We start from the raw sequence: 25,885 nt of genomic DNA on the forward strand, positions 1-25,885 counted from the left end.
GGCGCAGGCGTGCCATAATAGTACGACAGCCTATCCCTTCCCCTAAGGGGAAGGTCAAGCGGTTCAGCGGTAAAAGAAATTTGGTGCCGCTCAGTGCAAATATGGTAACGTCCTTTTAACTGCCTGTGAGCCAAGTCCTTCTGACTTTCAATCTACAAGAACAAGAACACACCCATGAAAAAAACAACACTGTGTTTGTTATTACTGTCGCTGCTCGGTTTCTCCTCCGCCAGTCAGGCGCTGAGTGAATCAGAAGCGGAAGATCTGGCGGATCTGACGGCAGTCTTCGTTTATCTGAAAAATAACTGCGGTTACGAACAACTGCCGAACACCCAAATCAAACGGGCTATCGTGTTTTTCGCCCAGCAAAATCGCTGGGACCTGAGCAATTACAACAGCTTTAACATGCAGTCGATGGGCGAAGAAAGCTACCGTGATCTGAGTGGGATCGCCGTGCCTAAACCGACAAAATGTAAGTCTCTGGCCCGCGACTCGCTGAGTTTACTGGCCTACACCAACTGAATCCTGTCAGCCGTTTTTCAGCCGTGTGCTCCGTCATTCTGATGCCGGAGCCTGTTTGCTTTCCTCCCTGTCCCCCGATTTTTCGCACCACGCCTGCCTCGTCTACACTTAATCTACATTCACCTGTCTGAAATTCAACCGTGCATGGACAGGCAGAGTTAGCTATCATGTGCGCCCATTTTTATGGCTGCGATTGATCAGGAGAAACAACGACATGTCCCGGAACTCGTCATCCAAAGAAATATGGTATGAGACGCTGCACGCCCATTTTGGCCAGTACTTCAGCGTCGATAAAGAGTTATACCGAGAGAAAACCGATCATCAGGATCTGGTGATTTTCGAGAACGCGGCGCTGGGTCGCGTCATGGCGCTCGACGGCGTGGTGCAAACCACCGAGCGTGATGAATTCATTTACCACGAAATGCTGACCCACGTCCCGTTGTTCGCCCACGGCAGCGCCCGCAAGGTGCTGATCATTGGTGGCGGCGACGGCGCAATGCTGCGCGAAGTGTCTCGCCACAAAGGCGTGGAGTCGATCACGATGGTGGAAATTGATGCCGGCGTGGTGGAGTTTTGCCGCCAGTATCTGCCCAACCATAATGCCGGTTCTTATGACGATCCGCGTTTCAAACTGGTGATCGACGACGGCGTGAACTTCGTTAATCAGACCACTGAAACCTTCGACGTGATCATCTCCGACTGCACCGATCCCATCGGTCCAGGAGAAAGCCTGTTTACGTCGGCATTCTACGAAGGCTGTGCCCGTTGCCTCAATCCGGGCGGCATTTTCGTGGCACAAAATGGCGTGTGCTTCCTCCAGCAGGATGAAGCGGTGAACAGCCACACCAAACTGAGCCACTATTTCAGTGATGTCAGTTTCTATCAGGCCGCGATCCCGACCTATTACGGCGGCATCATGACCTTTGCCTGGGCGACCAACAGCCCGGAATATCGCCAGATTGACAGCAAAACCTTGCAGGCGCGTTTCGACGCCGCAGACATAACTTGCCGTTATTACAATCCGGCGATTCATCACGGCAGCTTTGCCCTGCCGCAATATTTACTGAATGCCCTGTCAGCCGCACGCTGATACAGCATCCATAAGGGGGTGAACTAAATTGCAAAAGCTGAAACTGCATGGCTTCAACAACCTGACCAAAAGCCTGAGTTTTTGTATCTACGATATCTGCTACGCCAAAACCGCAGACGATCGTGATGGCTACATTGCCTACATTGACAAAGAATATAACGCCAACCGTTTGACGGAAATCCTCACCGAAACCTGCTCCATTATCGGTGCCAATATCCTCAACGTGGCGCGACAGGATTACGAACCACAGGGCGCCAGCGTGACGATTTTAGTGAGCGAAGAGCCGATGGACCCGCGTGATGTCGATACCACCGAGCATCCGGGCCCGTTGCCGAATTCCGTGGTCGCGCATCTGGATAAAAGCCATATCTGTGTGCATACCTATCCGGAAAGCCATCCCGAAGGCGGGCTGTGTACCTTCCGCGCTGACATTGAAGTCTCGACCTGTGGCGTGATTTCACCGCTGAAAGCGCTGAACTATCTGATTCATCAGCTTGAATCCGACATCGTCACCATCGATTACCGCGTCCGGGGTTTTACCCGCGACGTGAACGGTGTTAAACACTACATCGACCATTCCATCAATTCGATTCAGAACTTCATGTCGCAGGATATGAAAGCGCTGTACGACATGATGGACGTCAACGTGTATCAGGAAAACATCTTCCATACCAAGATGTTACTGAAAGAGTTCGATCTCAAACATTACTTGTTTAATGCCAAACCGGATGAACTGAGCGCGCAGGAGCGTAAAGAAATCACCGATTTGCTCTACAAGGAAATGCAGGAAATCTATTACGGCCGCAATCTGCCGTCAGTCTGATCAGAGCTGAATAAAGGAGAGGCCGGGCATTTTTGAAATGTCCGGCCTTTCTTTTGTATAGACAAATTCTGATATTGAATATTCCCCCGCCTGAAACTCAATAAGCATTACTTAAGTAAAATATATTTACATGGATGAATACCCGCTATACTCCTTAAGACAAATTAATATCAAAACAGTCATTAAATCTTTATTTAAGCTAAATTTAACGATGAAGGATCTGCTATTTAAGCCAAATTACAGAAATAATATACAGATATTAAGTCAAACAAAATAGTTATATAACCAATAATTTAGCTTATGGCAGATCAAAAGATCGCTTTTTTACTAAAAACAGATAAATAACTTTAATTATCCCCCTCCTGACATTAGCATCCCCTTATTGCTTACTAAGCAACCAGCTCCATCCACCCGTAAGTAGAAATAAAACATGAAAATGATTAAATTAAAGACCGTATCCAGCTTGCTGGTCGCGAGTTCTTTATTGGTTTCCGGGGTTTCCCGGGCCGGGGAAAGTTTGTTGAGCAGCAATACCGAAGGGATGCGGCACTATGTGAGTTATGGTGCCGAATATTATAAGTGGGACGAATCCGTCAGTAATATGGACGGTAAATATGTTGCTGAACATGGCCCGCGCCTGCGCGTTAATTTCGGATCCAATAACTATCTCGATACCCAAAGCGGCTTATTAAAAGCCTGGGACATGAGCGTGATGTTCGGGATCGTCCGTTATAAAGGCAGTACGCTGGACGATCAGGCCAACGTGCCGAACGGCTCGCTGAAGGGCAAAACCTATTACACCGGCTACAGCGCGGACATGACCCGTGGCTACCGTTACCGGGCATCCGACAGTGTGTCTTTCGATATGAAAGGCGCTGTCGGCGGCCAGGCGTGGGTGCGAAATATCCGCTCTGACGATGTGTATATTGCCTCACAAAACACCACCCGGCAGTACACCGCCGTTGAAGTGTCTTTGCAGCCTTACGCCAAAGCGTCACTGGGGGCGAACTGGCAAATGACCGCAGATTCACGTCTGAGTCTGGAAGGGGGTGCGCTGTATCCGATTAAAACCTGGACGCACAGCAATCAGGGAGGGGTCTGGCTGGAGCCGAAATCCAGGCTTTCGCCATTTACCAGCCTGACCTGGAATATCAACAAAGATGTTTTTGTGAAAGCCAGTTATGTGCATCAGAAATACGGCAAGTCGGACGAGAAACAGGGTGATCTGAACGGACGCACCGTTGGCTATTATCAGCCCGCGACCACCACTTCCACCGTGGGTCTGGAAGCCGGTTTCTACTTCTGATGATTTCAGACAATAAGCGCCTCTCAAGCGAGATTGTTCCGGTGTAAATAACCGGAACAATCGCTTATCTTAAAAGTCTCCTTTTCCAGAGGCTTACCTTTCTTATGGATCGTTTTGCAACACTGTCTGGCGTTCTCGCCATTTTATTGTGGAGCATGAGCGTGGCGCTCACCCGCAGTTTGTCCGAATCTCTGGGGCCTTTTGGTGCGGCCGCCTCTATTTATACTGTCAGCGGAATTTTAGTCTGGATGGTCGGCGGCAAACCGTCGCTGCGTGGTGAATCTGCAGCTTATCTGATCATCTGCGGTCTGTTGTTTATCTTTTATATGGTGGCATTTTCACTGGCGATCGGTCTGGCGCATACCCGCCAGCAAACGCTGGAACTCGGGCTGGTGAATTATCTCTGGCCCAGTCTGACGTTGCTGTTTGCGGTTCCGCTGCTGAAATTACGTGTCCGCTGGTGGATCTGGCCGGGAGCGGTGCTGGCATTTGCGGGAGTGCTGTGGGCAATCAGCGGCGGTCACGGGCTGGATATTCACCAGATGATGCGCAATGTGCGCGGCAACCCGGTGGCCTACGGTCTGGCACTGGGCGCGGCCGTGTCGTGGGCACTGTATTCCAATCTGGTCCGCGTATTGTGTAAAGGCAAAGGCGTGCTGCCGCTGTTTCTGCTGGCAACCGGCGGCGTACTGTGGGCGCTTTACTTCACGTATTCCTCCAGCCGTATCAGCCTGACATTACCTGCCATTCTCGAATTACTGGCGATGGGCGCGGTGACCGCGGTGTCGTATCAGTGCTGGGATATTGCGATGAAAAAAGGCAATGCGACACTGGTGGCCGCGCTGTCATATTTCACGCCGCTGTCATCGATTCTGATTGCCGGATTGTGGCTGCATACGTTGCCAGGCGCCAGTTTCTGGCCGGGCGTGCTGATGGTGGTCGGCGGTTCGCTGCTGTGCTGGACCGCCTCGCGGGGCAAGTCACTCAGCGGTTAGTCATCACGAAAGAACGGTATTTGGCGAGGACTTGCAGAAAGTCCTCGACGCCGCAAAACGCCAGACTCTCCTCGTCGTAATAACTCATCCCTTCTTCAATCTCATCGCCGTCGAAATCCAGCTGATTGGCACGGATCATCACTTCATCGTCGGCTAACAGCAGCGTGTATTCATGGCCGGCCATCTGCGTCTGGCGTTCGCTGCCCTTCAGATCGCTCAATGCCGCTTCGACGTTATCGAGCACGCTCAGGTCGCCCTTCACTTCTTCATTCAGCCAGTGACCAAGCACTTCATGGCCCATTGAAAAACGCACTTTGACCTCACCGGTGATGTCGCGCAAAAAATCGTAATCCATGGTGCAGACCTCTGAAAAAATCACAATAAAAAAGGGAGCCGAAGCTCCCTTTCAACACTGGCGCAAATATAGCGACTTAGACTGCGGTTTGGAAGATCACGCCGTCAGCTTTATCGGTATATTCACTCAGCTTGTCGAAGTTCAGATAACGGTAAGTATCCACTGCGGTCTTATCCACTTCCGCCATATAACCCAGATATTCTTCCGGCGTTGGCAGACGGCCCAGCAGGGAGGCGATCGCCGCCAGTTCCGCCGAAGCCAGATAGACGTTAGCGCCGTTGCCCAGACGGTTCGGGAAGTTACGGGTAGAGGTGGAAACGACGGTAGAGCCGTCCGCCACACGCGCCTGGTTACCCATGCACAGTGAACAGCCCGGAATCTCAACACGCGCACCGCTCTTACCAAAGACGCTGTAATAGCCCTCTTCCGTCAGCTGAGCCGCATCCATTTTGGTCGGTGGCGCAACCCATAAGCGGGTTGGCAACGCGCCTTTATGGCTGTCGAGCAGTTTACCCGCCGCACGGAAGTGACCGATGTTGGTCATGCATGAACCGATAAAGACTTCATCGATTTTGCTATTCTGTACGGAAGACAGCAGACGCGCATCATCCGGATCGTTTGGCGCACAAAGAATTGGCTCTTTAATGTCGGCCAGATCGATTTCGATCACTGCCGCGTATTCAGCATCCGCATCGGCTTCGAGCAGGGTCGGATTCGCCAGCCACTCTTCCATGCCTTTGATACGACGCTCGATGGTACGACGATCGCCGTAACCTTCAGAGATCATCCACTTCAGCAGCACGATGTTAGAACTGAGGTATTCTTTGATCGGCGCCTGATCCAGTTTGATCGTACAACCTGCCGCTGAACGTTCCGCGGACGCATCCGCCAGTTCAAACGCCTGTTCGACTTTCAGTTCCGGCAAGCCTTCGATTTCCAGAATACGGCCAGAGAAGAGGTTTTTCTTGCCCTTCTTCTCGACGGTCAGATGACCTTCTTTGATCGCGTAGTAAGGGATCGCATGCACCAGGTCACGCAAGGTGATGCCCGGTTGCATTTTGCCTTTGAAACGCACCAGAACGGATTCCGGCATATCAAGAGGCATCACGCCGGTCGCTGCCGCAAAGGCCACCAGACCGGAACCCGCCGGGAACGAAATCCCGATCGGGAAACGGGTATGGGAGTCACCGCCGGTGCCGACAGTGTCAGGCAGCAGCATACGGTTCAGCCAGGAGTGAATGATGCCATCACCAGGGCGCAGTGAAACACCGCCACGGTTCATGATGAAATCAGGCAGCGTATGGTGGGTGGTCACGTCAACCGGCTTAGGATAAGCAGCGGTATGACAGAATGACTGCATCACCAGATCGGCAGAAAAGCCCAGACACGCCAGGTCTTTCAGTTCATCACGGGTCATCGGACCGGTGGTGTCCTGAGAACCCACGGACGTCATTTTGGGTTCGCAATATTCGTTCGGACGAACACCGGCAACGCCACAGGCGCGCCCCACCATTTTCTGCGCCAGCGAGAAACCTTTGTTGCTTGCAGCGACAGGTTTCGCAATGCGGAACACTTCGCTCTGCGGCAATTTCAGGGATTCACGGGCTTTGGTGGTTAAACCACGGCCGATGATCAATGGAATACGGCCGCCTGCGCGCACTTCATCGAGCAGGACATCGGTTTTCAGTTCGAAAGTCGCGAGCACTTCGTCGGTTTCGTGATTCCGCACTTCACCTTTATACGGATAGATGTCGATAACATCGCCCATATTCAGGTTGGACACGTCCACTTCGATCGGTAAGGCACCGGCATCTTCCATGGTGTTGAAGAAGATTGGCGCGATTTTACCGCCGAGCACCACACCACCGCCGCGTTTGTTTGGCACATGAGGAATGTCATCACCCATGAACCACAGCACGGAGTTAGTGGCCGATTTACGCGAAGAACCGGTACCGACAACGTCACCCACGTAAGCCAGCGGGAAACCTTTTTTGTTCAGTTCTTCGATTTGTTTGATCGGACCGACGCTGCCCGGTTGATCCGGATGAATGCCTTCGCGTTCATTTTTCAGCATTGCCAGCGCATGCAGAGGAATATCTGGACGGGACCAGGCATCCGGAGCTGGTGACAAATCATCGGTATTGGTTTCGCCAGTCACTTTAAACACAGTGACGGTGATTTTCTCAGCCAGTTGCGGACGTGACAGATACCATTCGGCATCCGCCCATGACTGGAGGATTTTTTTTGCGTGTTCGTTGCCCGCGTGTGCTTTTTCTTCCACATCGTAGAAGTTATCAAACATCAGCAGCGTGTGAGACAGCGCTTTCGCAGCAATGGGTGCCAGCGTTTCGTTATCCAGTGCGTCGATCAGCGGGTGAATGTTATAACCGCCCTGCATGGTGCCCAGCAGTTCAACGGCTTTTTCAGGAGTGACCAACGGAGAGGTAGTTTCGCCTTTGGCGACTGCAGCCAGGAATCCGGCTTTAACATAGGCGGCTTCGTCGACGCCCGGTGGAACACGGTTAATCAGCAGGTCTAACAGAGTGTCTTCTTCGCCTTGTGGCGGATTCTTCAGGGACTCAACCAACGCTGCCATCTGTGAAGCATCAAGTGGCTTAGGGACGATGCCCTCTGCAGCACGCTCGGCTACGTGCTTACGGTATTCTTCTAGCACGACTTTCTCCTCGCTCTCATTGTCATTTATTATGCCTGGCTTCCATCATCAGCCTCGCGTCATGCCTGTAGGGACAGGGGAATTCAAACGGTCTGATGATTCGGGGACACTGCGGGTATGATTGTTTCTTTGTCGGTTTACGACACATCCTGAACCTGAGCACAGTGCCCTTTAGCGCCCGGGCAGCATAGCAGGATTTTGCCCGCTTGTTAATTCGTTCACATAAAAGCAACATTAAATCTTTGCTGAATCGTTGAGCACAGACGGATCGGCTGTTCATCCCAATTCGCCTTCTAGATCATCACAACAACCCTGATCACACAAGGGAATAAACGGCGGGAAATGCAGAAAAAAGACACAAAAAAACCGCCCCAAAGGACAGCCGGTTTGTATCTTCGAAGTGCTGGCAGGTCGGTGCTTCCTGAACAGAAAGTGAGTGAAAAGCAATCTTATAACCCCCGGACTCATCTTGGGATCGCAAAACACAACATTGGCAGGAAATACTTATTGCTCGGGAAAAACGATTTTGCTCTATTTTTGTACATTGAATTATTTGCCCTCATTCCAAAGCAGCCCGCAGTATGATTTTGATGATAAATAGCCGGAAACCGACACTCAGTGCGGACACGCCGGGAGGTCATCGTACATATCTCACTGTTTTATGAGAACAAACTTCACTTCATGTCGTCTGCAAAGGCGACCTTTCTCAATAATAAATCATCGTAAACGTGGCCGTGCCATTCGCACTCCCGCTGCTGAGTGTTTGCCCGTTGAGATAGTAGCGGGCAAAAAAGGGAATACTCAGGCTTCCTTCGCTGGCCGAAGGGGTGATTGCCCATTGTTGTCCGAGGCTCACAGGCGAGGTATCGCCTTTCAGGATCTGAATTCCCACTCCGGATGCCTGCCCTTCCGCACCATTGCTGATTTTGATCACACCGGCGGCCAGCGAATCGTCAGCAGTGCCATCGATACGGATATTCACATTCGCCCCGGCATCACAATTGAGCTCGATGCTAAATGGGACATCGGGCGTGACGCCGCCAGCGGAGGCACTGGAAAAAAGCCCCGGCCAGACCGTGCCCAGAGAGACATTAATGGTGTTATTCAGCACATCGCAGCTTTCCGTTCTGATATTGATATTGCCTGTATAAGAGAGCGTGTTGGCTCCCCCGCCCCCGAGGCCGGATTTGCCATACACCCCCAGCCCGAAACGGGTCTGGCTTTGCGCCAGTGCCGTATCCGAAATGTCATTGGCGGTTTTGACTAACGATAACGTGACAGCTATCTGATAGCTGAGGCTGCTGTCCAGGTTACCCAGCGATGTGTTGCGCGTATCGCAGCTTACCCCGCCGCCAACCACACGTTGTCCGCTGGAGTTAGTCAGGGCAATACCGATACCCTCGACACCGGTAGAGTAAACGCCGGGGAAACCCGCGATTTCTGTGCCGTTTCCGTAGTAACAGGCGATGATCGGGTCGCCGGAGAGTTCGTTGCTGCCGTTTGTACCGCAAGTACCGCTGATGCTGAAAGTATGCTGACTTCCGGGAATATCCGCCCCAACAGGCAAAGAGGATGTCACCGCAACCGAACTTAAATCCCAGGACTGCGGCATTACCGGTGCGGTAGAACAGGCTGCCCATAATTTGCCAGAAAACAGGGTCAGACAGACCAGCAGTATCATCATTTTCATATAAAGCCTCATCGACATACGCTGCTGGCCTGAGAGACCGCCGCTTTTTGCGCACCAGATAATGTAAACGGTGCTTCGCACTGTCCCCCTTGCCATGTCACTCTGACTGCGCCCTGATCCGACAGGCCACTGAGATACACCTGCCCCTGGTCGCCGACGATGGCGCGGTTTCGTTCGTCGCCCACCACAAACGCCTCTGCGCCGAAAGGCACAGGCTGCCCGTTATAGATAAGGTTGAGCAATAATCTGCTACCGGCCCGCGTGGTAAAGGACGCCATAACCACGGCACCGGCAGTGGGAACAACGGAAAGGATGTTGTCGTCAATATCGACGTTTTCGTCCAGTGATGTGGTATCCAACGCCACACGGGTTCGCTTGTACGGGCTGAGATAATTCACCACCGCGTAGCCGCGCCAGTCGGTATACACGCCGGTATTATTTTGCAATTTCACGCCCGCCGCCCCCGGGGCGCGGACAATGGCAATGGCAGAGAGATCGCTGGCAAGAGGCTGCGCGAAAGTGACACCGAAGGGATGGCCCACAATGGCGCCCTGCCATCCGTAATTGACCTGATGAGTGTCCTGATTGTAGTTGTAGCCCCCGCTGAGCTGCGCGGCGCTGCCCAGATAATTCAGGCTGGCGCTACCGCTGTTTCCCTGCCCGTGAGTGCCATAACCTTCACTGACGGCATAAGAGAGGTTGTTATCCTCAAGCAGCATGCCGTTGATACCGGTCTGATAAAGCGTCCGCCCGTGACTGGCGCTGTTCACGTTAGCCGTGGCCCAGGCGTTTGACAGCCAGCGACCCAGGGGGATACTGACATTAAAGGCGATCTGTTTATCGCTCTCAGTGCCGTAAGTACGGTTATCCGATACCGATAAGGCGTAATCGATACTGGCAATATTGACGTTGTAACTGATCCCCAGACTGCGCTGATTAACTTGCGACTGTCGGTAGTTTTGCTGATACCACGAAAGCGAAAGCGATCCCCACTGCCCGTTATTAATCATCTGAGTCAGGTTAAGGCGATACTGTTCCCGTGGCTGACCATAGTAATTTCCGTTGCTTGCGTCCTCACGCCAGTTACTGGCATCACTGAAATGATAAAAATCCCCGGCAAAGCGGATCCCTGCCAGCGACAGCGTTGAGCCTGTTGCAGTCACACTTTTGGCATATTGCAGCCGGTATGCCTGACCGCGTTCTGTGTGATTGTCCGTCAGTTCGCTGTTGGCCAGCGTGGTATCAAACGACAAAGATCCCCAATCTCCGACCATACTGCCGATACCGGCATTCGCCGCTTTATAGTTCTGCGCCAGCTGACTGCCGCCAAACAGCGTCACGCCATAACCCAGACCATAAATCAGTGATCCCTGAAGAAATTCAGGTTCATTACCCCCGGACTGATAGGTGCGGTATTTCCCCAGTGTCAGGGCATATTTCAACCGGCCTTCGCGCTGCATGATCGGGATAGCAGAAAATGCCTGGGTAAAATGTCGCTCTTCGCCATTACTTTCCCTGACGGTTATCTCCAGATCCCCGGAAGCGGAAGTCGGGTATAAGTCGTCGATGCTGAAAGCGCCGGGCGGCACATAGGTCTGGTAGATCACCATGCCGTTTTGCTTAATCGTCACCTGCGCGTTGCTTCGGGCAATACCGCGGATCACGGGGGCGAAGCCGCGTAAGCTGTCAGGCAACATATTGTCATCGGAAGACAACTGCACGCCGCGAAAGGTAAAACTGTCAAAAATATCCGCAGGTGTCGTGCTTTCTCCCGCGATAAATTGCCCTTTGAGCACCGGCACATCGCGCTGGAGAAAGCTGTACGCCGAATCCCAGTCCTGCTGCGATTGCCCGTCAATGTTGCGGCTGTAACGCCAGGTGCTGTAGTTGCGCAGCCGCCAGCCGCCCCAGTTGGCACCACTTCTCAGGCTCAGAAACTGGCTCTGATCGCTGCCGCCTGAATTTTGCCAGGTACGGGCCCCGCTGAGGTTGTAATTAAGCAGTAAGGCCGGCGTTCCCTCATCCCATAACTCCGGGCTGACCGCGCCCCTTGCCAGCGTGTCGAGCAACCCCTGCGGGATGGTGATCAGGAGTTTCTGGCGGGAAAAGTCAAACTGGCTGACCACGCCGGGCATCAGCGGCGTGAAATCCTCAACCGGCTTTTGTGCGGGCCAGTCGCGTAATGCCGGAATGCTGCGGGTTCTGAGTCCCAGATCTTGCCATTGTGCCGGAGTAAAAAGCGGGGAGAGTGTCAGATCCTTCAAGGCGATAAACGTCACATCCTGCCGCCCTTTCGGCACATTGTTCACCAGCACATCCACACGGTAAACACCCGGCTTCTGCCCGCCAGCCCGGGAAAATTGCGATATATCCACCGGCGCGCCCGGATGTTCTATTTCCAGTGCCTGAACGTTAAAACGGTCATCCGCAAGTGTTTCGGATGTTCCCAAAGCAATCCCCGCCAGAAGCCATGACCGCAAAAGGGAAGATGAAAGATGCGTAACGACATGATTTTTATTCATAACATGCCTCAGCGCATCCGGGTTTTTTCCACTGAACTGGTACCGCCATAATCATTGACGACCTGCCAGCTGACCTCGCCAGTGACCGCTCCCTGAGGCCAGGGATAGCGGGCTTCCCCAAAGGGCGGAACCATGGTGTTACCTGTCGCCACACGGTTGCTGCCAAGGTTTAACCTGAAAAAGGTGAAGTAATAAGGTGTCGGATTGGTCACCCGCAGCGTTGAGTCCTGACGGGAGAACTGCAACTGCCGCCAGGCGCTTTGCGCTGTGGGGGCGAGCAACGCTGCGGGCCGGTAAAAAAGCTTCAGGCGCGTCTTCACCACGATTTGCAATAAACCGGCGGGGGCATTTTCAGGCAAACGGGGGATGGATTTGATATTCAGCCAGAACAGGGATTCGCGATCTTCAGGCAGCACGCCGCCTGTACGGATAATTCGCAGACTGTTATCTTGACCGGCATTCAGCCGAAATAAAGGGGGAGTCACGATAAAAGGCGCAGGAACGGAGGATTTTTGTGTCCCGTCAGGTCCGTTATTATCCACCCATGACTGGATCAGAAAGGGCTCTGACTGTGCACCCTGATTACTGACGGTCAGCGAGGTTTCTTTTTTATTACCCGGATATATCACCCGCGTGGCTTCTGTAATCACACCCGCATAAACCGGAGGCACAGAAAAGAGAACAAATAACATCCCTGATAAAATAATAAAAAAACGCCGCATATATTCCTCTCATATTTCCGTCAATAAAAACAAAAGACATCCGCGTCTGAAGCTCTGGCATCCTTGCCAGTCTAAAGAGATTATTTGTTGATTATTATTATTGATAATTAATGGTGAACTGAGAGGTCCCATTTGCTGCGCCTTCGCCTACGGTTGCCTCGGTACTTTTGTAGCGGGCGATAAAGTTCATATCTACCCCTTCGGCGGTCGCATCAATGGGATAAAAACGTGAGGCCGTGTAAAGAGGAATTGGTGTCCCCTGACTATCCGCAATTTCAATACCTATACCGGTTGCGCCACCGCTAACTTCCAGCAACTGATTATCCACTGCATCGGCGGTACCATCGAATTTGACGGCAGCAGCGGTGAAGGCTGTCGGGCAGTTGGTGAGTGAAATCGTAAACGCAGTCGGCGAAGAGGTATCACCGGCTGCCGTAAATGAGGTCGCGGCGACAGTGCCTAAATCCACATTAATGGATGCGTTATTTCCGCCATTCACATCACACGTCGTGGCAACAATTTGTCCGATGAAATTAATGGTGCCATCAGCTGCATGTACGACGGGCTGACTGAAACACAAAACCGTACCGAGAAGTAAAATAAAAGGATTACGCTTATTCATGGAATAATACCTGAGATTAAAATTAAATAAATCCCACCAGATTCATTTATCAAAGCTGGCGATATACATTCACTTTAAACAAGCAGGTATATTTGAGGTAATCACATCGCCTCACATTATTTTATCGATAACATTGAGCTGAAGAAAATAAATGAATGAGGATGTAATGAGATAAATGAGGACAGGCACGGTGTATGCCACGGGTGAAAAAAGGCAAAAAAACCGGAAATGAGAAATATTTCCGGTTTTAGACATGGACGACTTATTGCATAGAAACCTGGCGTACAAACTCTTTTCTGAGCTGCATGCTGTATTCCTTGCCGTAAAACTGCGTGGCAATGTCTGGCTGCACCACGTCTGTTTTCACTTGTTTGTTCATCGGCACCGCGCCGAAAGCGACATTCAACGCACGCTGGGTTTCAGCTTGCGTTAACCAGTTCAGGAACACCGCCGACGCCGCCGGATGTGTGCTGTTTGCGGCAATAGCCGCAATATTGCCCCCTCCCGGCATACCAAAAGCCGGAATATAAAATTTCAGGCGCCCGGTAATCGCCCCGGATTTTTGCAAACCTGCCAGATGATCTTCCCAGGCGGGTACCAGCAATAATTCGCCATCATTCAGACGGGTCAGGCTATCTGCACCCGATGCGGTCTGGGTGATTTTTTCTTTATTACCGACGAACCATTCCCAACCCTTTTTCCAGTTTTTAATAATGTCAGGATCGACTTGCGTGGCATCGGCATCAAATGTGCCGGAGGAGAGGGTGACCACGCGCTGAATAAAGGCTTCGCCTGCCCCGCCGTTATTCGGATCGTTGTAACCAAACTTCTTCGGATTCGCATCGATAAAGTGTTGTAAATCATCGAGTGATTGCGGCAAAGGTTGATTGCCCATCTGTTGCGGATCGTAGGCCATACCGGTTTGGTTGCCCCAAAAGGCAACCGCATATCCTTCAGTATTCACGCTTTGCAACTGATGCACCGCATCCCCGTAACCCGGCAGCCAGTCTACCTGCGCCAGGGCATTGGCTTTACGGATGATCGGTAACTGCGCCACCGACAAGGCCACCACGTCCATTTTGCCTTTCTCGCGGCGAGCTTCCGCCAGCAGTTTATTCATGTTGCCATCAATCGACCCTTCCGGAATACGCACTTTAATTCCGTACTGTTTTTCAAAATCAGCAACGAAACTGCGCCATTGCGGTTGTAAATACCAGACGTTGAAGGTGACTGAGCCTTCTTTTTTGGCCTGTGCGACGACAAGATCCCAATCTTGTTGTGCCAGTGGTGTGGCGGTCGCTGCCCCGCTCAATAACATGCCACTGAGAAATAAAACCGTGCCTGTTTTCATGTTGAATGACTCCCTTATCAAGGATCACGCCTTGCCGGTTGACTGTGACAGATAATTCCCTTTCAACAGCTTCTCAATAATGACCATCAGGACGACATTCGGGATCACCAGGATCATTGAGACTACCGCCGCATCCGGGCGCACAAAGGAATAGCCGAGAAAAGAATAAAGAATGGTCGGCACGGTAATAAAATCTGGCGCGCCCAGGACGTATGAAATGCTGAACTCTTCTAAACTGCGCACCAGACAAAAAATCAACGCGGCCAGGAAACTTGGCTTGAGCATCGGTAAAAAAGCATTGCAGAACGTTCCCCAATGGCTGGCACCGAGATCGCGACTGGCATCAATTAAATCCTGCGGCACCGCTTTAAACCCTGCGGACATAATGCGGATCGAGTAAGGCAGTGTCAGCACAGTGTGCCCTAACACGATGCTGATAAACGGGTTGCTGATATTCAGATTCATCAGCATGGCGCTGAAGAAGATCCCGATGATCATACCTGGCATGACCAGTGGGATCAGCGTGAGCATTTCCGCAACGGCTTTGCCCCGAAAAGTCATGCGCCCAAACGCATAAGCGGTGGGTAACGACAGCAGTAAACTCAGCATCGCCACGGCAGGTGCAATGGTGTAGCTGTTAAAGAGGGCTTCTGACAGCGAAGTTTGCTGCCACACCTGTATCCAGCGGTTAATCGACAACACTTGCGGGAATAAGTCCGGGTAGCTCCACGGGTGTTGCGGGTCAACCAGCGACCATAAGATAGCCATTGAAAATGGCAGTCCAAGCCAGACCAGATTGACCAGAATAAAGAACAACAGTGAAATCGTGACGATCAGGCGTCCATTCGCCGTGCGGTTCATTTGACCTCTCCTTTGCGGGTGGCGAGCGGTGTCAGGAGGATGGCGATAAGCAAGGTACCCAATGCTGCCGTCAGCATGATAATCACGGCAATAACCGCAGAGTTATTCCATTCGCCGTATTCCATAGCCGTGGCCTGCATCAGGCGAGCCAGCGAGTAGGTATTGCGCGGACCAGCGACGGAGAAGAAGGCAAAGTCGCCCAGCGCACCGATAAAAATAAGGATCAGGGACACTTGCACTGCGGGTAACGTCAGGGGAAAGATAACGTCCCGAAAACAGCGCCAGCGGCTGGCACCCAGGTTACTCGCCGCGTCCAGTACATCGGTACGGATTGCGTTAACTGAGCCACCGACCAGAATCAGCGCGAACGGCAGATTCTTCCAGATTTGTAAGATAACGACGCCCCAGCCAAAGTCATCGTTCTGCATACGCAGCGGTTGATCAATAACGCCCAGCGCCAGCAATAGCTCATTGATCACGCCGTGATAAGCAATAATATTGATGAACAGAAATGCCGCCACGAGGCCGGGAATAAACATCGGCGCACGCAAAACAGCAACGATACCTTCTTTCGCCACCAGCGGCTGACGGAGCCACAACGCCAGCGGGTAAGAGAGCAGCACCGCACCGAAAGCCCCCAATATTGAGACTTTAACCGAATAGATCAGCGCGCTGTGCAGCACCGGATCTTGTAATACGTTTTGCCAGTATTCGAGCGAAAACTGGCTGTCGCCGGAAAGATTGAAATAGCCGATGCTTTGTACCAGCACCACGTAAAAGGTCGATCCCATCAGCAACACAATGGTGCCTAGTCCACTGATCATCAGCAGCCAGGCGGTCAGCTCATTACGCCATTTCATCGTGCCCCTCCACTACTGGCTCGAGGAAGTGAATCGCATCCTCGGGTAAACGGAAGCAAACCCGCGCCCCGCTTTCAGCCTGCGGTTTTTTGATCAGTTGCAGACGTACCGACAATTTACCGTCATCGTTATCGCCCCATGCTTCGGTCAGGTTGCCCATAAACGCCATTTTGCGCAGCGTGAGGAAGAAATGGTTATCGCCGGTTTGTGGCTGCGGCACAAAGCGCGCATCTTCAGGCCGCCAGCAGATATAGCAATGCTCAGCGAGCGGAGGACGCGGAGAACGTACATAAAACTCACCTAACTGGCAGCGAACCCGATAAAAACCAGGCTGTTCCGCAGGAGTGATGTGGGCGATATCGATATTGGCTGCACCAATAAAATCAGCGACGAAACGGTTAGCAGGACGGTAATAAATCTCTTCTGGCGGCCCAATTTGCTCCACGTTGCCCGCATTGAGCACCACGATCTTATCGGACATGGTCAACGCTTCGGCCTGATCATGGGTGACATAAATGGACGTGAGTTGATATTGCCGCTGTAATTCTTTGATTTCAAAACGCACACTTTCACGCAGTTTCGCATCCAGATTGGACAGCGGCTCGTCAAACAACACCACATCCGGGCGCGTAACCATCGCTCTGGCCAGTGCCACGCGTTGCTGCTGCCCGCCAGAAAGTTGCACCGGCATTTTCAGGTGCTGATCCTGCAAGCCAACCTGCTTCAACGCCTCCGCCAGCCGCAGTTGCTGCTCGGCAAGAGGTAAGCGTTTTTGCTTCAAACCAAAACAGATGTTATGCGCCACATTCAGGTGCGGAAACAGCGCGTACGACTGAAAACACATTGCCGTGTTGCGCTTTTCCGGCGGCAAATTATTAACGGATTGCCCGTTAATCAGAATGCGTCCGCTGTCTGGCTGATGAAACCCGCCGATCATTTTGAGCAGCGTGGTTTTGCCACAACCGCTCGGGCCAAGCAGGGTGACAAATTCACCTTCCTCGGCGGTGAAGGAGATCTCGCGGGCGGCGTAAAACGCGCCAAATTGCTTTGTAACCTGTTCCAGTGAAAGCGTCGACATAGTGTACAAATCCTGTGTTAAAACTCCGGCAATTAAATTTACACACTAAATATAAAATTTATGTGACAAAGATCCTCAAAATCAAAAACAAGCCATAAAAATACAAAAACTTATTATTTATCATGCATATGTATAACAAAAATAATCACTATAATTATTTTATTTCCATAATTAAATTTAAAGAGTAAATTTAATGGCCATATGTTCACACCATAAAAGGAACAGGCAATGGCGTTTAACTTTCATCAGGCCGCACAAGGCATCGTGCTGGCAAACAGTCACCGCGGCTACTCCAGCCGTTATCCGGAAAACACTTTGCCCGCGTTTATCGGGGCAAAAGAGGCAGGGACTCATTGCATTGAGTTAGATATTCATCTGACCGCAGATAATCATCTGGTGGTCACTCACGATCACCGCATTGATCGCGTGTCGACCGGCACAGATTTTGTCGAGCAAATGACGCTCGCGCAGTTACGGCAATTTGATTTCGGCGTTAAGTACCATGCGCAATTTGCGGGCACGCCGATCCCTTTATTGCAGGATATTCTGCGTTGGGCGGTAGAGAATGGCATGGGCCTGATCGTGGAAGTGAAGCAACGTCGTCGACATGACGAATTTGTGTATCATCTGGTTGCCTTGTTGCAGTCAATGCCAGAGGCGCTGTCACATATTCAGTTGCTGGGGTTTAATCATGTGTTGATTAACCGCGTCAAAGCCCTGATCCCAGATTTAGCATTGCAGGTCGTGACGCTGGAGCGTTACAACAATCAACTGGCCGCCGTGCAGCATTCCCATGCCAGTTGCGTCTGTTTTGAATATGAGTTCGCCCATGTTGACGATCTTCGGGCCTATAAACAGGCGGGACTGGGGGTACGCATGTACCTGCATGAAGTGAAAAATGGCATGACGCCACTGGAGCAGTACCAGCACAAATTCGGGTATGATAGTCGCCCCGAGATCATGGGCTGGCTGCGTGAAGGTCTGATCGATATGCTCAGCCATGATGATCTTCCGTACCTGCAGGCGCTGATTGAAGAAGCGGGACTGCGCTGGGCCTGATAACAAAAACGATAGCCATATTATGAATGTAAAACCTGACCGTCTGGAACTGCGTCCTACCCAACGTTTGCTGCTGGAGCTGATTCGTCGCCATGCACCGGTGACACGCGCCGAACTGGCGCGCTATTCAAATCTCACTGCGGGGGCAATCACCCAACAATGCCGGGAGCTTTTATTTTCGGGTCTGGTTATCGAAGGCGAACGCAATATGGGACAGCGCGGACAACCGTCGCTGCCCCTGCGGCTCAATCCTGGCGGCGCGTGTGCGGTCGGGCTGGCTTTCAGCCCTGGCTTTATCGACATGACGCTGGTCGATCTCAGTGGCCGCAAACTGTTCAGTATTTCTGAGCCTCATCAGGAAAATCAGCCGCTTGCCACCACACTAAAACAGATTAAAAACCTGGTGGAGCTGACGTTAAAAAAACGCCAGCTTAAACATGCGCGCATCCTCGGCATGGGTTATGCCGTGCCGGGTTTTCTCAAGCCCGATGGCAAAAAGCGTCACTGTGTGGCCTGGCTTTCAAGCTGGCGCGATGTCGACCTGCAACAGGCGTTTGAGGACAATTTGCCGTGGCCGACATGGGTTGAAAACAACGCCAATGCCTCGGCGATTGGCGAGCTGTATTCAGGTACGTGGAATTCCTATCGTGACATAACCTTTATCGATCTCGGTTACGGGATCGGTGCCGGGATTATCGCCGATGGCAAACTCCTGCGCGGCGGGTTTCTGAATGCCGGTGAAGTCGGTATGGCATTTCCGGGCGATAAACCGCGTCCATCCTATAAAGATCTGGTCGCGACGCTCACACAAGCAGGGTTAAGCGAAGCGCAACTACCGGCACTCACCGCAGAACAGCATCCCTTGCTGGAAGTCTGGTTTTCACGCTGTTGCGATCAGGTCGAGCAGAGCATCATGGGATGTCTGCAATGGCTGGATCCACAGTTGATTATTTTAGGGGGTGCCATGCCGAAAACCATCACCGAAAGGCTGACTGAGGTTTTAACGCAAAGGCTCGATGCCAGGCTTGATCCAGACCGCCCGAAAGTCCGGCTGGCGAACTCCCCGATGGGTGCCGAAAGCGCCTCGTGGGGCGCGGCGATGATCCCGTTGTATCAGGTGATTAATCAGGCATAGCGCACTATGCCTGACGACCGCGTGTTATTTTGCTGTGCCGAATGACCAGTAGTAAGGATCCGATAGCGTTGACGGTTTATCGACGTAGACATAGCCATAGGAATAGGCGTAATACAGTTTGCCCGAGTATGCCCAACCCAGGCTCATATGATGGGCATCAATTAGCGAAAACCAATCATCACTGCCGCTTTTAGGTTGCATCTCCCACAATGTATTCTCCGAGGTGCAATCCTTTTTCCAGCCAACATAATCCCACGAATGGTTGCTCAACGCTGAGCGCAAGCATTGCTCCTTATTATATGCGGGTGAAATACGTACCCGTCCATCGGGCTGTCGTTTAACTGACATCCATGCGTAATAGCCGGCTCGCATCACCGCAATAGGTGGGTCGGAACGATAGGTCCATGCATAGGAATCATCGTTATTATAGAGAGCATAAGCATCTTTCCCGGAAGCCAGACTCTTGTCTTCCATGACTGCACTACCCAATTGCCAGGACAAAATCGATTGCATATAAAAAGAAGGTGTCCAGACATGTGGCGTTAATGCTCTATCGAGCACTCCAGTGCCAGAAAAATAAGTATTAATTGAATCCGTGTCGTCAGCCGTAATGACATTTGCGCCGATATCCCGCAGCCAGCCGAGGTTCATGCGATAATCATTTTTTTCTGCCGCTATTGTTGACGGACTGAGCTTATCCAGCACGCGGTAACAGCATGATGAGTCGTTATTATAAAATGCTTCTCTGACCGAGATATCCTGCGGGATATTTTTGTCATAGACCGTTTCGGTGTAGAAATTTAAATTTTTCCATAACATGTAATCTGGTACGGGTGAGAATATCTCCAGCGCTTTCCCTGCCCCTTTAATTACCGCCACCATTTCAGCCACCGTACCACTCACCGTATTTGATAACTCGAAATTGGCTGGCGCGTCATAGCTGCCCTGTTCATTTTGTTTGGTGCTCACTTCCTCAAAATCGGCGGAATCTTTAATTAACACAGAGACCATCGGGGCCAGTGTCGCTGGCGCGTTTGCCCATGCGCGAACGGCACAAACCGCCTTGCTATCGGAGATCCCGGCAGGACAGGCAAAGGTGGTGTCAGGCAAGTCATTTATTTTACTGGCATCATTAGGTGTAATCACCGGATCGATCATGATGGTGACCCCCGCCGGGATACCGGCGTTAATCAGTGCATTATTCCAAAGGTCTGGCGAGGGATATTCCGCCATATTCACTTTCATAATGATCCGCTGTAACAGGTTGCTGCCCGAATACGTAACCGATTTATTATACAGGGCCAGTGCAGTGGGCATGATGACGGAAGATGACTTGGTTTCGAGATAAATGAGTGACTGGCCATTATAGGCAATGTAATCATCTATCAGTTGATTGACCGTCGGTACCGTATACGTGGTCGGTTGTCGCGTGGCAACATTGACGAGGTACTTTTGCTGCAATTCTGCCAGTGTCAAACTACTCAGCGCCACATTCGGCCCGGAGTTCGCGATAGGATCATAAGTTGGCTCAAGCATCTTACCGATGTTGAGATCATGAAACACAACCAGTTCACCGTCTGACGTCGCGCGGACGTCCGTTTCTACGTTAGCGCGGCAACGATCATAGGACAGATGAAAAGCACCGAGGCTGTTTTCTGGCTGCGTGTCATTAAAATCCCCTCGATGCTGGGCCGTGACTATTTGGTTATTCTTCGCAAGCTTGTTTTGTAATTCATTCAACAATGTCGCCGACGTTGGACATTCCGTGGCATTCTTCCTTAATTCAGCGACAAACTGCACCGTTTCAACCGTAGCCTTCCCCTGCGCATCATCACCATCCGTACCGGAAAGTTTGAAATTGCCGTGTTCCTGTATCGGGATATTTTGAATCGCGATGGTATCTTCCCGCGGCTGGTAATCTGAATTCATAAAGAAAGCCAGGTCAAAATAATAAGGCTCATCACTTTTCAAACACGATTTTTCATCGTCATCGCCAACATCATAGAGAAACGTCCAGTCTTTACTCGGGGGAACATAGCCCCCCATTTCCGGGCATTTTTTGCTATACATTTTTACCGCATAAAATATGCCGGGAATAGACGTGCCATAAAGTTGCACGTTTTTACCATTTATGGCGGTAAAAATATCTAATGATCCCTGATATCCGGCAACACTGCCTGAAAAAGCTTGCCCGTCCTGACCTGCATTACAGGTTGAATGAATCTCGGTTGAAGGAATATATTGCGTACTGGTTTGCGTGGTGAGTTGCTTAAAACCATTGGCAGGCGGCGCTTCATCAGTAATTACAATCGTATCGCTGTAGGTGATATTTACGTTTGATTGTGAGGTAAACATACATTCGGTTGCGGCCTTAGCCGACGGACATAATGACAATAAACATAATACGCTGAGCGTAGTCCTTAATTTAACGTCCATTGTTGCTCCATTTATATATCCAATGTAATTAAAACAATTAACCCCCTCCGTTTTAACATTGAATTTAAAATAAAATGCTACCAAGCTCACGAATAAAGCAATCAGACACCAAACATTAAACAATCAACGCATTAAACATATTCAATTTATATTTATCATTAACAACCCATTTGATATATAAATAACTAGCACCTAATATCAGGCAAAAAAAAACGCCTCCGGAGAGGCGTTTATCAGCAAAGGAGAAAATTACTTTTTCTTCGCTTTCGGGTTTGGCAGGTCGGTAATGCTGCCTTCGTAGATTTCTGCTGCCAGACCCACGGACTCGTGCAGAGTCGGGTGAGCATGGATGGTCAGCGCGATATCTTCTGCATCACAACCCATTTCGATCGCCAGACCGATTTCGCCCAGCAGCTCGCCGCCGTTGGTGCCGACAATCGCACCACCGATGACACGGTGAGATTCTTTGTCGAAGATCAGTTTGGTCATGCCGTCTGCACAGTCGGAAGCGATAGCACGGCCGGAAGCTGCCCACGGGAAGGTGGCGGTTTCGTAGCTGATGCCTTTTTCTTTCGCTTCTTTCTCAGTCAGACCCACCCAGGCAACTTCTGGCTCAGTGTAGGCAATGGATGGAATGACTTTCGGATCGAAGTAGTGTTTCTTGCCGGAGATAACTTCGGCAGCCACGTGGCCTTCGTGAACACCTTTGTGCGCCAGCATTGGCTGACCGACGATATCGCCGATAGCAAAGATGTGTGGCACGTTGGTGCGCATTTGTTTGTCGACGTGGATGAAACCACGGTCGTCCACTTCAATGCCAGCAGCGCCCGCTTCCAGCAGTTTACCGTTAGGCACACGGCCGATAGCCACCAGCACGGCGTCATAACGCTGTGGTTCAGCAGGGGCTTTTTTGCCTTCCATCGTGACGTAGATGCCATCTTCTTTGGCTTCTACGGCTGTCACTTTGGTTTCCAGCATCAGATTGAATTGCTTGCTGATTTTCTTGGTGAAAACTTTCACCACGTCTTTATCAGCCGCAGGGATCACCTGATCAAACATTTCTACCACGTCAATCTGAGAACCCAGCGCGTGATAAACGGTGCCCATTTCCAGACCGATAATACCGCCGCCCATGACCAGCAGACGCTCAGGGACGGTTTTCAGTTCCAGCGCATCGGTAGAATCCCAGACACGCGGGTCATCATGTGGAATGAATGGCAGTTTGATTGGACGGGAACCCGCCGCAATGATGGCATTGTCGAAAGTGATGGTCGTCGGACCATTTTCGCCTTCAACAACCAGAGTATTCGCGCCAGTAAATTTGCCCAAGCCGTTAACGACTTTGACTTTACGGCCTTTCGCCATACCGGACAGACCGCCGGTCAGCTGGTTGATGACTTTTTCTTTCCAGACGCGGACTTTATCGATGTCCGTTTTCGGCTCACCGAAAACAATACCGTGTTCAGCCAGTGCTTTTGCTTCAGAGATCACTTTCGCGACGTGCAGCAGAGCTTTAGAAGGGATACAGCCAACGTTCAGACACACGCCGCCAAGCGTGGAATAACGTTCAACCAGAACAGTTTCAAGACCTAAATCAGCGCAACGGAAAGCAGCAGAATAGCCCGCAGGACCCGCCCCAAATACCACGACCTGAGTTTTAATTTCAGTACTCATCATGACCTCTTAATTTATGTCCGGCGGGTCTGACGTCATTTTATATCGTAACGCCCATCATCCACCGGGTCGTTCTATCCGCCCGCAGTTTACAAAATTGTTAACAAATTTGAAACAACAAACGGCATCCGATTTGTGCTTTGCCCTGGAAAATCTCAAACAGCATGAAGAGATTATCAGAAAAAAGCCGGCCGTCTGGCCGGCTTTTCACTTACATCACCAGGCGGCGAATGTCTGACAACACGTTGTTGATGATGGTGATGAAGCGCGCACCATCGGCACCGTCAATGACACGGTGGTCGAAGGAGAGCGACATTGGCATCATCAGACGCGGTGTGAACTCTTTGCCGTTCCAGACTGGCTCAATGGCAGACTTGGAAACACCGAGGATAGCCACTTCCGGCGCATTAACGATTGGCGCGAAGTGGGTCGTCCCGATACCCCCGAGGCTGGAGATAGTGAAGCAACCGCCCTGCATTTCGCCAGCAGTCAGCTTACCGTCACGGGCTTTCTTGGAGATAGCCATCAGCTCACGGGACAACTCGGCGATGCCTTTCTTGTTCACGTCTTTGAAGACCGGAACAACCAGACCGTTTGGCGTATCAACCGCCACACCGATGTTGATGTATTTTTTCAGCGTCAGTTTCTGACCATCTTCGGACAAGGAACTGTTGAAGCGTGGCATCTGCTCAAGGGCAGCGGCAACGGCTTTCATGATGAAGACCACCGGAGTGAATTTCACGTCCAGTTTGCGTTTAGCGGCTTCATCGTTCTGCTGTTTACGGAACGCTTCCAGCTCAGTGATATCAGTTTTGTCGAAGTGCGTAACGTGCGGGATCATCACCCAGTTACGGCTCAGGTTCGCACCAGAGATTTTCTGGATACGGCCCAGTTCAACTTCTTCAATCTCACCGAACTTGCTGAAGTCCACTTTCGGCCAAGGCAACATGCCAGGCAGACCGCCACCCGTTGCTGCTGCCGGCGCGGCTTCAGCACGTTTGACCGCGTCTTTCACGTAAGTCTGTACGTCTTCACGCAGGATACGACCTTTACGGCCAGTGCCTTTGACTTTCGCCAGGTTAACACCGAATTCACGGGCCAGACGACGGATAACCGGCGTGGCGTGAACGTAAGCATCGTTCTCTGCGAATTCGCCTTTGCTTTCTGCTTTAACAGCAGGAGCAGCGGCTTTTTGTTCCTGTTTCGCCGGGGCAGCCGCTTCTTCTTTCTTAGCCGCCGGAGCAGCAGGCGCAGCGCCTTCTACTTCGAAGACCATGATCAGAGAGCCGGTGCTGACTTTGTCGCCCGCAGCAATTTTGATTTCTTTCACGGTACCCGCGAACGGAGCCGGGACTTCCATTGAGGCTTTGTCGCCTTCAACGGTGATCAGTGACTGTTCTGCACTGATTTTGTCGCCCACTTTCACCATGATTTCAGTGACTTCAACTTCGTCGCCACCGATATCAGGCACGTTCACTTCTTTGCTGCCGGACTGAGCCGCAGCCGCAGGTGCCGCGTCTGATTGGGTTTCTGCAGCGGCGGCAGGTGCGGCTGCACCAGAACCTGCCACTTCGAAGACCATGATCAGGGAACCGGTGCTGACTTTGTCGCCCGCAGCGATTTTGATTTCTTTAACTTTGCCCGCGAACGGCGCAGGGACTTCCATAGAGGCTTTGTCGCCTTCTACGGTGATCAGCGATTGTTCCGCTTCTACTGTGTCGCCCACTTTCACCATGATTTCAGTGACTTCAACTTCGTCGCCACCGATATCAGGTACGTTCACTTCTTTGCTTTCGCTGGAAGCAGGGGCGGCGGCAGCAGCAGGTTTCTCTTCTGCTTTGGCTTCCTGTTTCGCAGGTGCTGCATCAGCAGCACCGTCAGCGGCGTCAAAGATCATGATCAGTTTGCCGGTTTCGACGGTATCGCCGACCGCAACTTTAATTTCTTTGACCACGCCAGCCTGTGGAGAAGGCACTTCCATAGAAGCTTTATCGCCTTCAACGGTGATCAGCGATTGTTCTGCTTCAACTTTATCGCCCACCTTCACCATAATTTCGGTGACTTCCACTGCATCTGCACCGATGTCCGGTACGTTAATTTCAATAGCCAT

Annotated in this window: 20 protein-coding genes; 7 read left to right on the top strand and 13 right to left on the bottom strand. The window is 51.5% G+C overall.

All coding sequences use genetic code 11. The features are described from left to right. Positions 1 to 174: 174 nt before the first annotated feature. The 5 genes from EX31_RS03370 to yddG all read left to right on the top strand — a co-directional run bounded on the left by EX31_RS03370 (position 175) and on the right by yddG (position 4,736). Complete coding sequence (locus EX31_RS03370; protein WP_013576967.1) at positions 175 to 522, top strand: YacC family pilotin-like protein; 348 nt, start codon at positions 175 to 177, stop codon at positions 520 to 522. Between the two features lie 214 nt (positions 523 to 736). Then, on the top strand, positions 737 to 1,612 hold the full coding sequence (speE, locus tag EX31_RS03375; RefSeq protein ID WP_013576968.1) for a polyamine aminopropyltransferase: 876 nt from the start codon (positions 737 to 739) through the stop codon (positions 1,610 to 1,612). A gap of 28 nt (positions 1,613 to 1,640) precedes the next feature. After that, entirely contained in the window at positions 1,641 to 2,435 is a 795-nt protein-coding gene (gene speD, locus EX31_RS03380; RefSeq protein WP_013576969.1) for an adenosylmethionine decarboxylase, read from the top strand. Between the two features lie 430 nt (positions 2,436 to 2,865). Then, positions 2,866 to 3,741: a hypothetical protein gene (locus tag EX31_RS03385; RefSeq protein ID WP_015690452.1), complete on the top strand. Its 876-nt coding sequence runs from the start codon at positions 2,866 to 2,868 to the stop codon at positions 3,739 to 3,741. A 104-nt stretch (positions 3,742 to 3,845) separates the two neighbouring features. Then, complete coding sequence (yddG, locus tag EX31_RS03390) at positions 3,846 to 4,736, top strand: aromatic amino acid DMT transporter YddG (protein ID WP_013576971.1); 891 nt, start codon at positions 3,846 to 3,848, stop codon at positions 4,734 to 4,736. On the opposite strand, the gene yacL is transcribed toward yddG, so the two are convergent. The 10 genes from yacL to EX31_RS03445 all read right to left on the bottom strand — a co-directional run bounded on the left by yacL (position 4,726) and on the right by EX31_RS03445 (position 17,471). Further along, complete coding sequence (gene yacL, locus EX31_RS03395) at positions 4,726 to 5,091, bottom strand: protein YacL (protein ID WP_013576972.1); 366 nt, start codon at positions 5,089 to 5,091, stop codon at positions 4,726 to 4,728. The two genes, yddG and yacL, sit on opposite strands and share 11 nt — an antisense overlap. Positions 5,092 to 5,167: 76 nt before the next feature. Further along, positions 5,168 to 7,765: a bifunctional aconitate hydratase 2/2-methylisocitrate dehydratase gene (gene acnB, locus EX31_RS03400; RefSeq protein ID WP_037033391.1), complete on the bottom strand. Its 2,598-nt coding sequence runs from the start codon at positions 7,763 to 7,765 to the stop codon at positions 5,168 to 5,170. A gap of 706 nt (positions 7,766 to 8,471) precedes the next feature. Next, positions 8,472 to 9,455 (bottom strand): fimbrial protein, encoded by a 984-nt coding sequence (locus EX31_RS03410; protein ID WP_037033569.1) that lies wholly within the window; start codon positions 9,453 to 9,455, stop codon positions 8,472 to 8,474. 8 nt (positions 9,456 to 9,463) lie between these two features. Continuing rightward, the gene (locus tag EX31_RS03415; RefSeq protein ID WP_037033395.1) at positions 9,464 to 11,977 is read right to left on the bottom strand and encodes a fimbria/pilus outer membrane usher protein; all 2,514 of its coding nucleotides are present in this window, start codon (positions 11,975 to 11,977) and stop codon (positions 9,464 to 9,466) included. 8 nt (positions 11,978 to 11,985) lie between these two features. Beyond that, positions 11,986 to 12,627 carry a fimbrial biogenesis chaperone gene (locus tag EX31_RS03420; RefSeq protein WP_369794755.1) on the bottom strand — a complete coding sequence of 214 codons (642 nt, stop codon included), beginning with the start codon at positions 12,625 to 12,627 and terminating at the stop codon, positions 11,986 to 11,988. 169 nt (positions 12,628 to 12,796) lie between these two features. Continuing rightward, positions 12,797 to 13,321 carry a fimbrial protein gene (locus EX31_RS03425; RefSeq protein ID WP_037033399.1) on the bottom strand — a complete coding sequence of 175 codons (525 nt, stop codon included), beginning with the start codon at positions 13,319 to 13,321 and terminating at the stop codon, positions 12,797 to 12,799. Positions 13,322 to 13,583: 262 nt separating this feature from the next. After that, positions 13,584 to 14,639 (bottom strand): extracellular solute-binding protein, encoded by a 1,056-nt coding sequence (locus EX31_RS03430; RefSeq protein WP_369794759.1) that lies wholly within the window; start codon positions 14,637 to 14,639, stop codon positions 13,584 to 13,586. Positions 14,640 to 14,696: 57 nt separating this feature from the next. After that, positions 14,697 to 15,533 (bottom strand): ABC transporter permease, encoded by an 837-nt coding sequence (locus EX31_RS03435; protein WP_013576978.1) that lies wholly within the window; start codon positions 15,531 to 15,533, stop codon positions 14,697 to 14,699. After that, positions 15,530 to 16,393: an ABC transporter permease gene (locus tag EX31_RS03440; RefSeq protein ID WP_013576979.1), complete on the bottom strand. Its 864-nt coding sequence runs from the start codon at positions 16,391 to 16,393 to the stop codon at positions 15,530 to 15,532. The genes EX31_RS03435 and EX31_RS03440 overlap by 4 nt, the downstream gene beginning before the upstream one ends. Then, a complete protein-coding gene (locus tag EX31_RS03445) occupies positions 16,380 to 17,471 on the bottom strand; it encodes an ABC transporter ATP-binding protein (RefSeq protein ID WP_037033400.1) in 1,092 nt (363 codons plus the stop codon). Before EX31_RS03445 ends, EX31_RS03440 begins: the two co-directional genes overlap by 14 nt. Positions 17,472 to 17,699: 228 nt before the next feature. On the opposite strand from EX31_RS03445, the gene EX31_RS03450 reads away from it, so the two are divergent. Both EX31_RS03450 and EX31_RS03455 read left to right on the top strand, forming a co-directional pair. Further along, positions 17,700 to 18,530: a glycerophosphodiester phosphodiesterase gene (locus tag EX31_RS03450; protein WP_037033402.1), complete on the top strand. Its 831-nt coding sequence runs from the start codon at positions 17,700 to 17,702 to the stop codon at positions 18,528 to 18,530. A gap of 22 nt (positions 18,531 to 18,552) precedes the next feature. Then, the gene (locus EX31_RS03455) at positions 18,553 to 19,665 is read left to right on the top strand and encodes an ROK family transcriptional regulator (protein WP_037033404.1); all 1,113 of its coding nucleotides are present in this window, start codon (positions 18,553 to 18,555) and stop codon (positions 19,663 to 19,665) included. A 24-nt stretch (positions 19,666 to 19,689) separates the two neighbouring features. Here the strand turns inward: EX31_RS03455 and EX31_RS03460 are convergent, their stop codons facing one another. From EX31_RS03460 to aceF, 3 genes are all read right to left on the bottom strand, one after another. Then, the gene (locus EX31_RS03460; protein ID WP_231576026.1) at positions 19,690 to 22,101 is read right to left on the bottom strand and encodes a glycerophosphodiester phosphodiesterase family protein; all 2,412 of its coding nucleotides are present in this window, start codon (positions 22,099 to 22,101) and stop codon (positions 19,690 to 19,692) included. A 249-nt stretch (positions 22,102 to 22,350) separates the two neighbouring features. Further along, entirely contained in the window at positions 22,351 to 23,775 is a 1,425-nt protein-coding gene (gene lpdA, locus EX31_RS03465; protein ID WP_037033407.1) for a dihydrolipoyl dehydrogenase, read from the bottom strand. Between the two features lie 211 nt (positions 23,776 to 23,986). Continuing rightward, positions 23,987 to 25,885, bottom strand: a complete 1,899-nt coding sequence (aceF, locus tag EX31_RS03475; protein WP_037033408.1) for a pyruvate dehydrogenase complex dihydrolipoyllysine-residue acetyltransferase — start codon at positions 25,883 to 25,885, stop codon at positions 23,987 to 23,989.

The sequence above is a fragment of the Rahnella sp. WP5 genome (assembly GCF_000745615.1).
Taxonomy (GTDB): Bacteria; Pseudomonadota; Gammaproteobacteria; order Enterobacterales; family Enterobacteriaceae; genus Rahnella; species Rahnella aceris.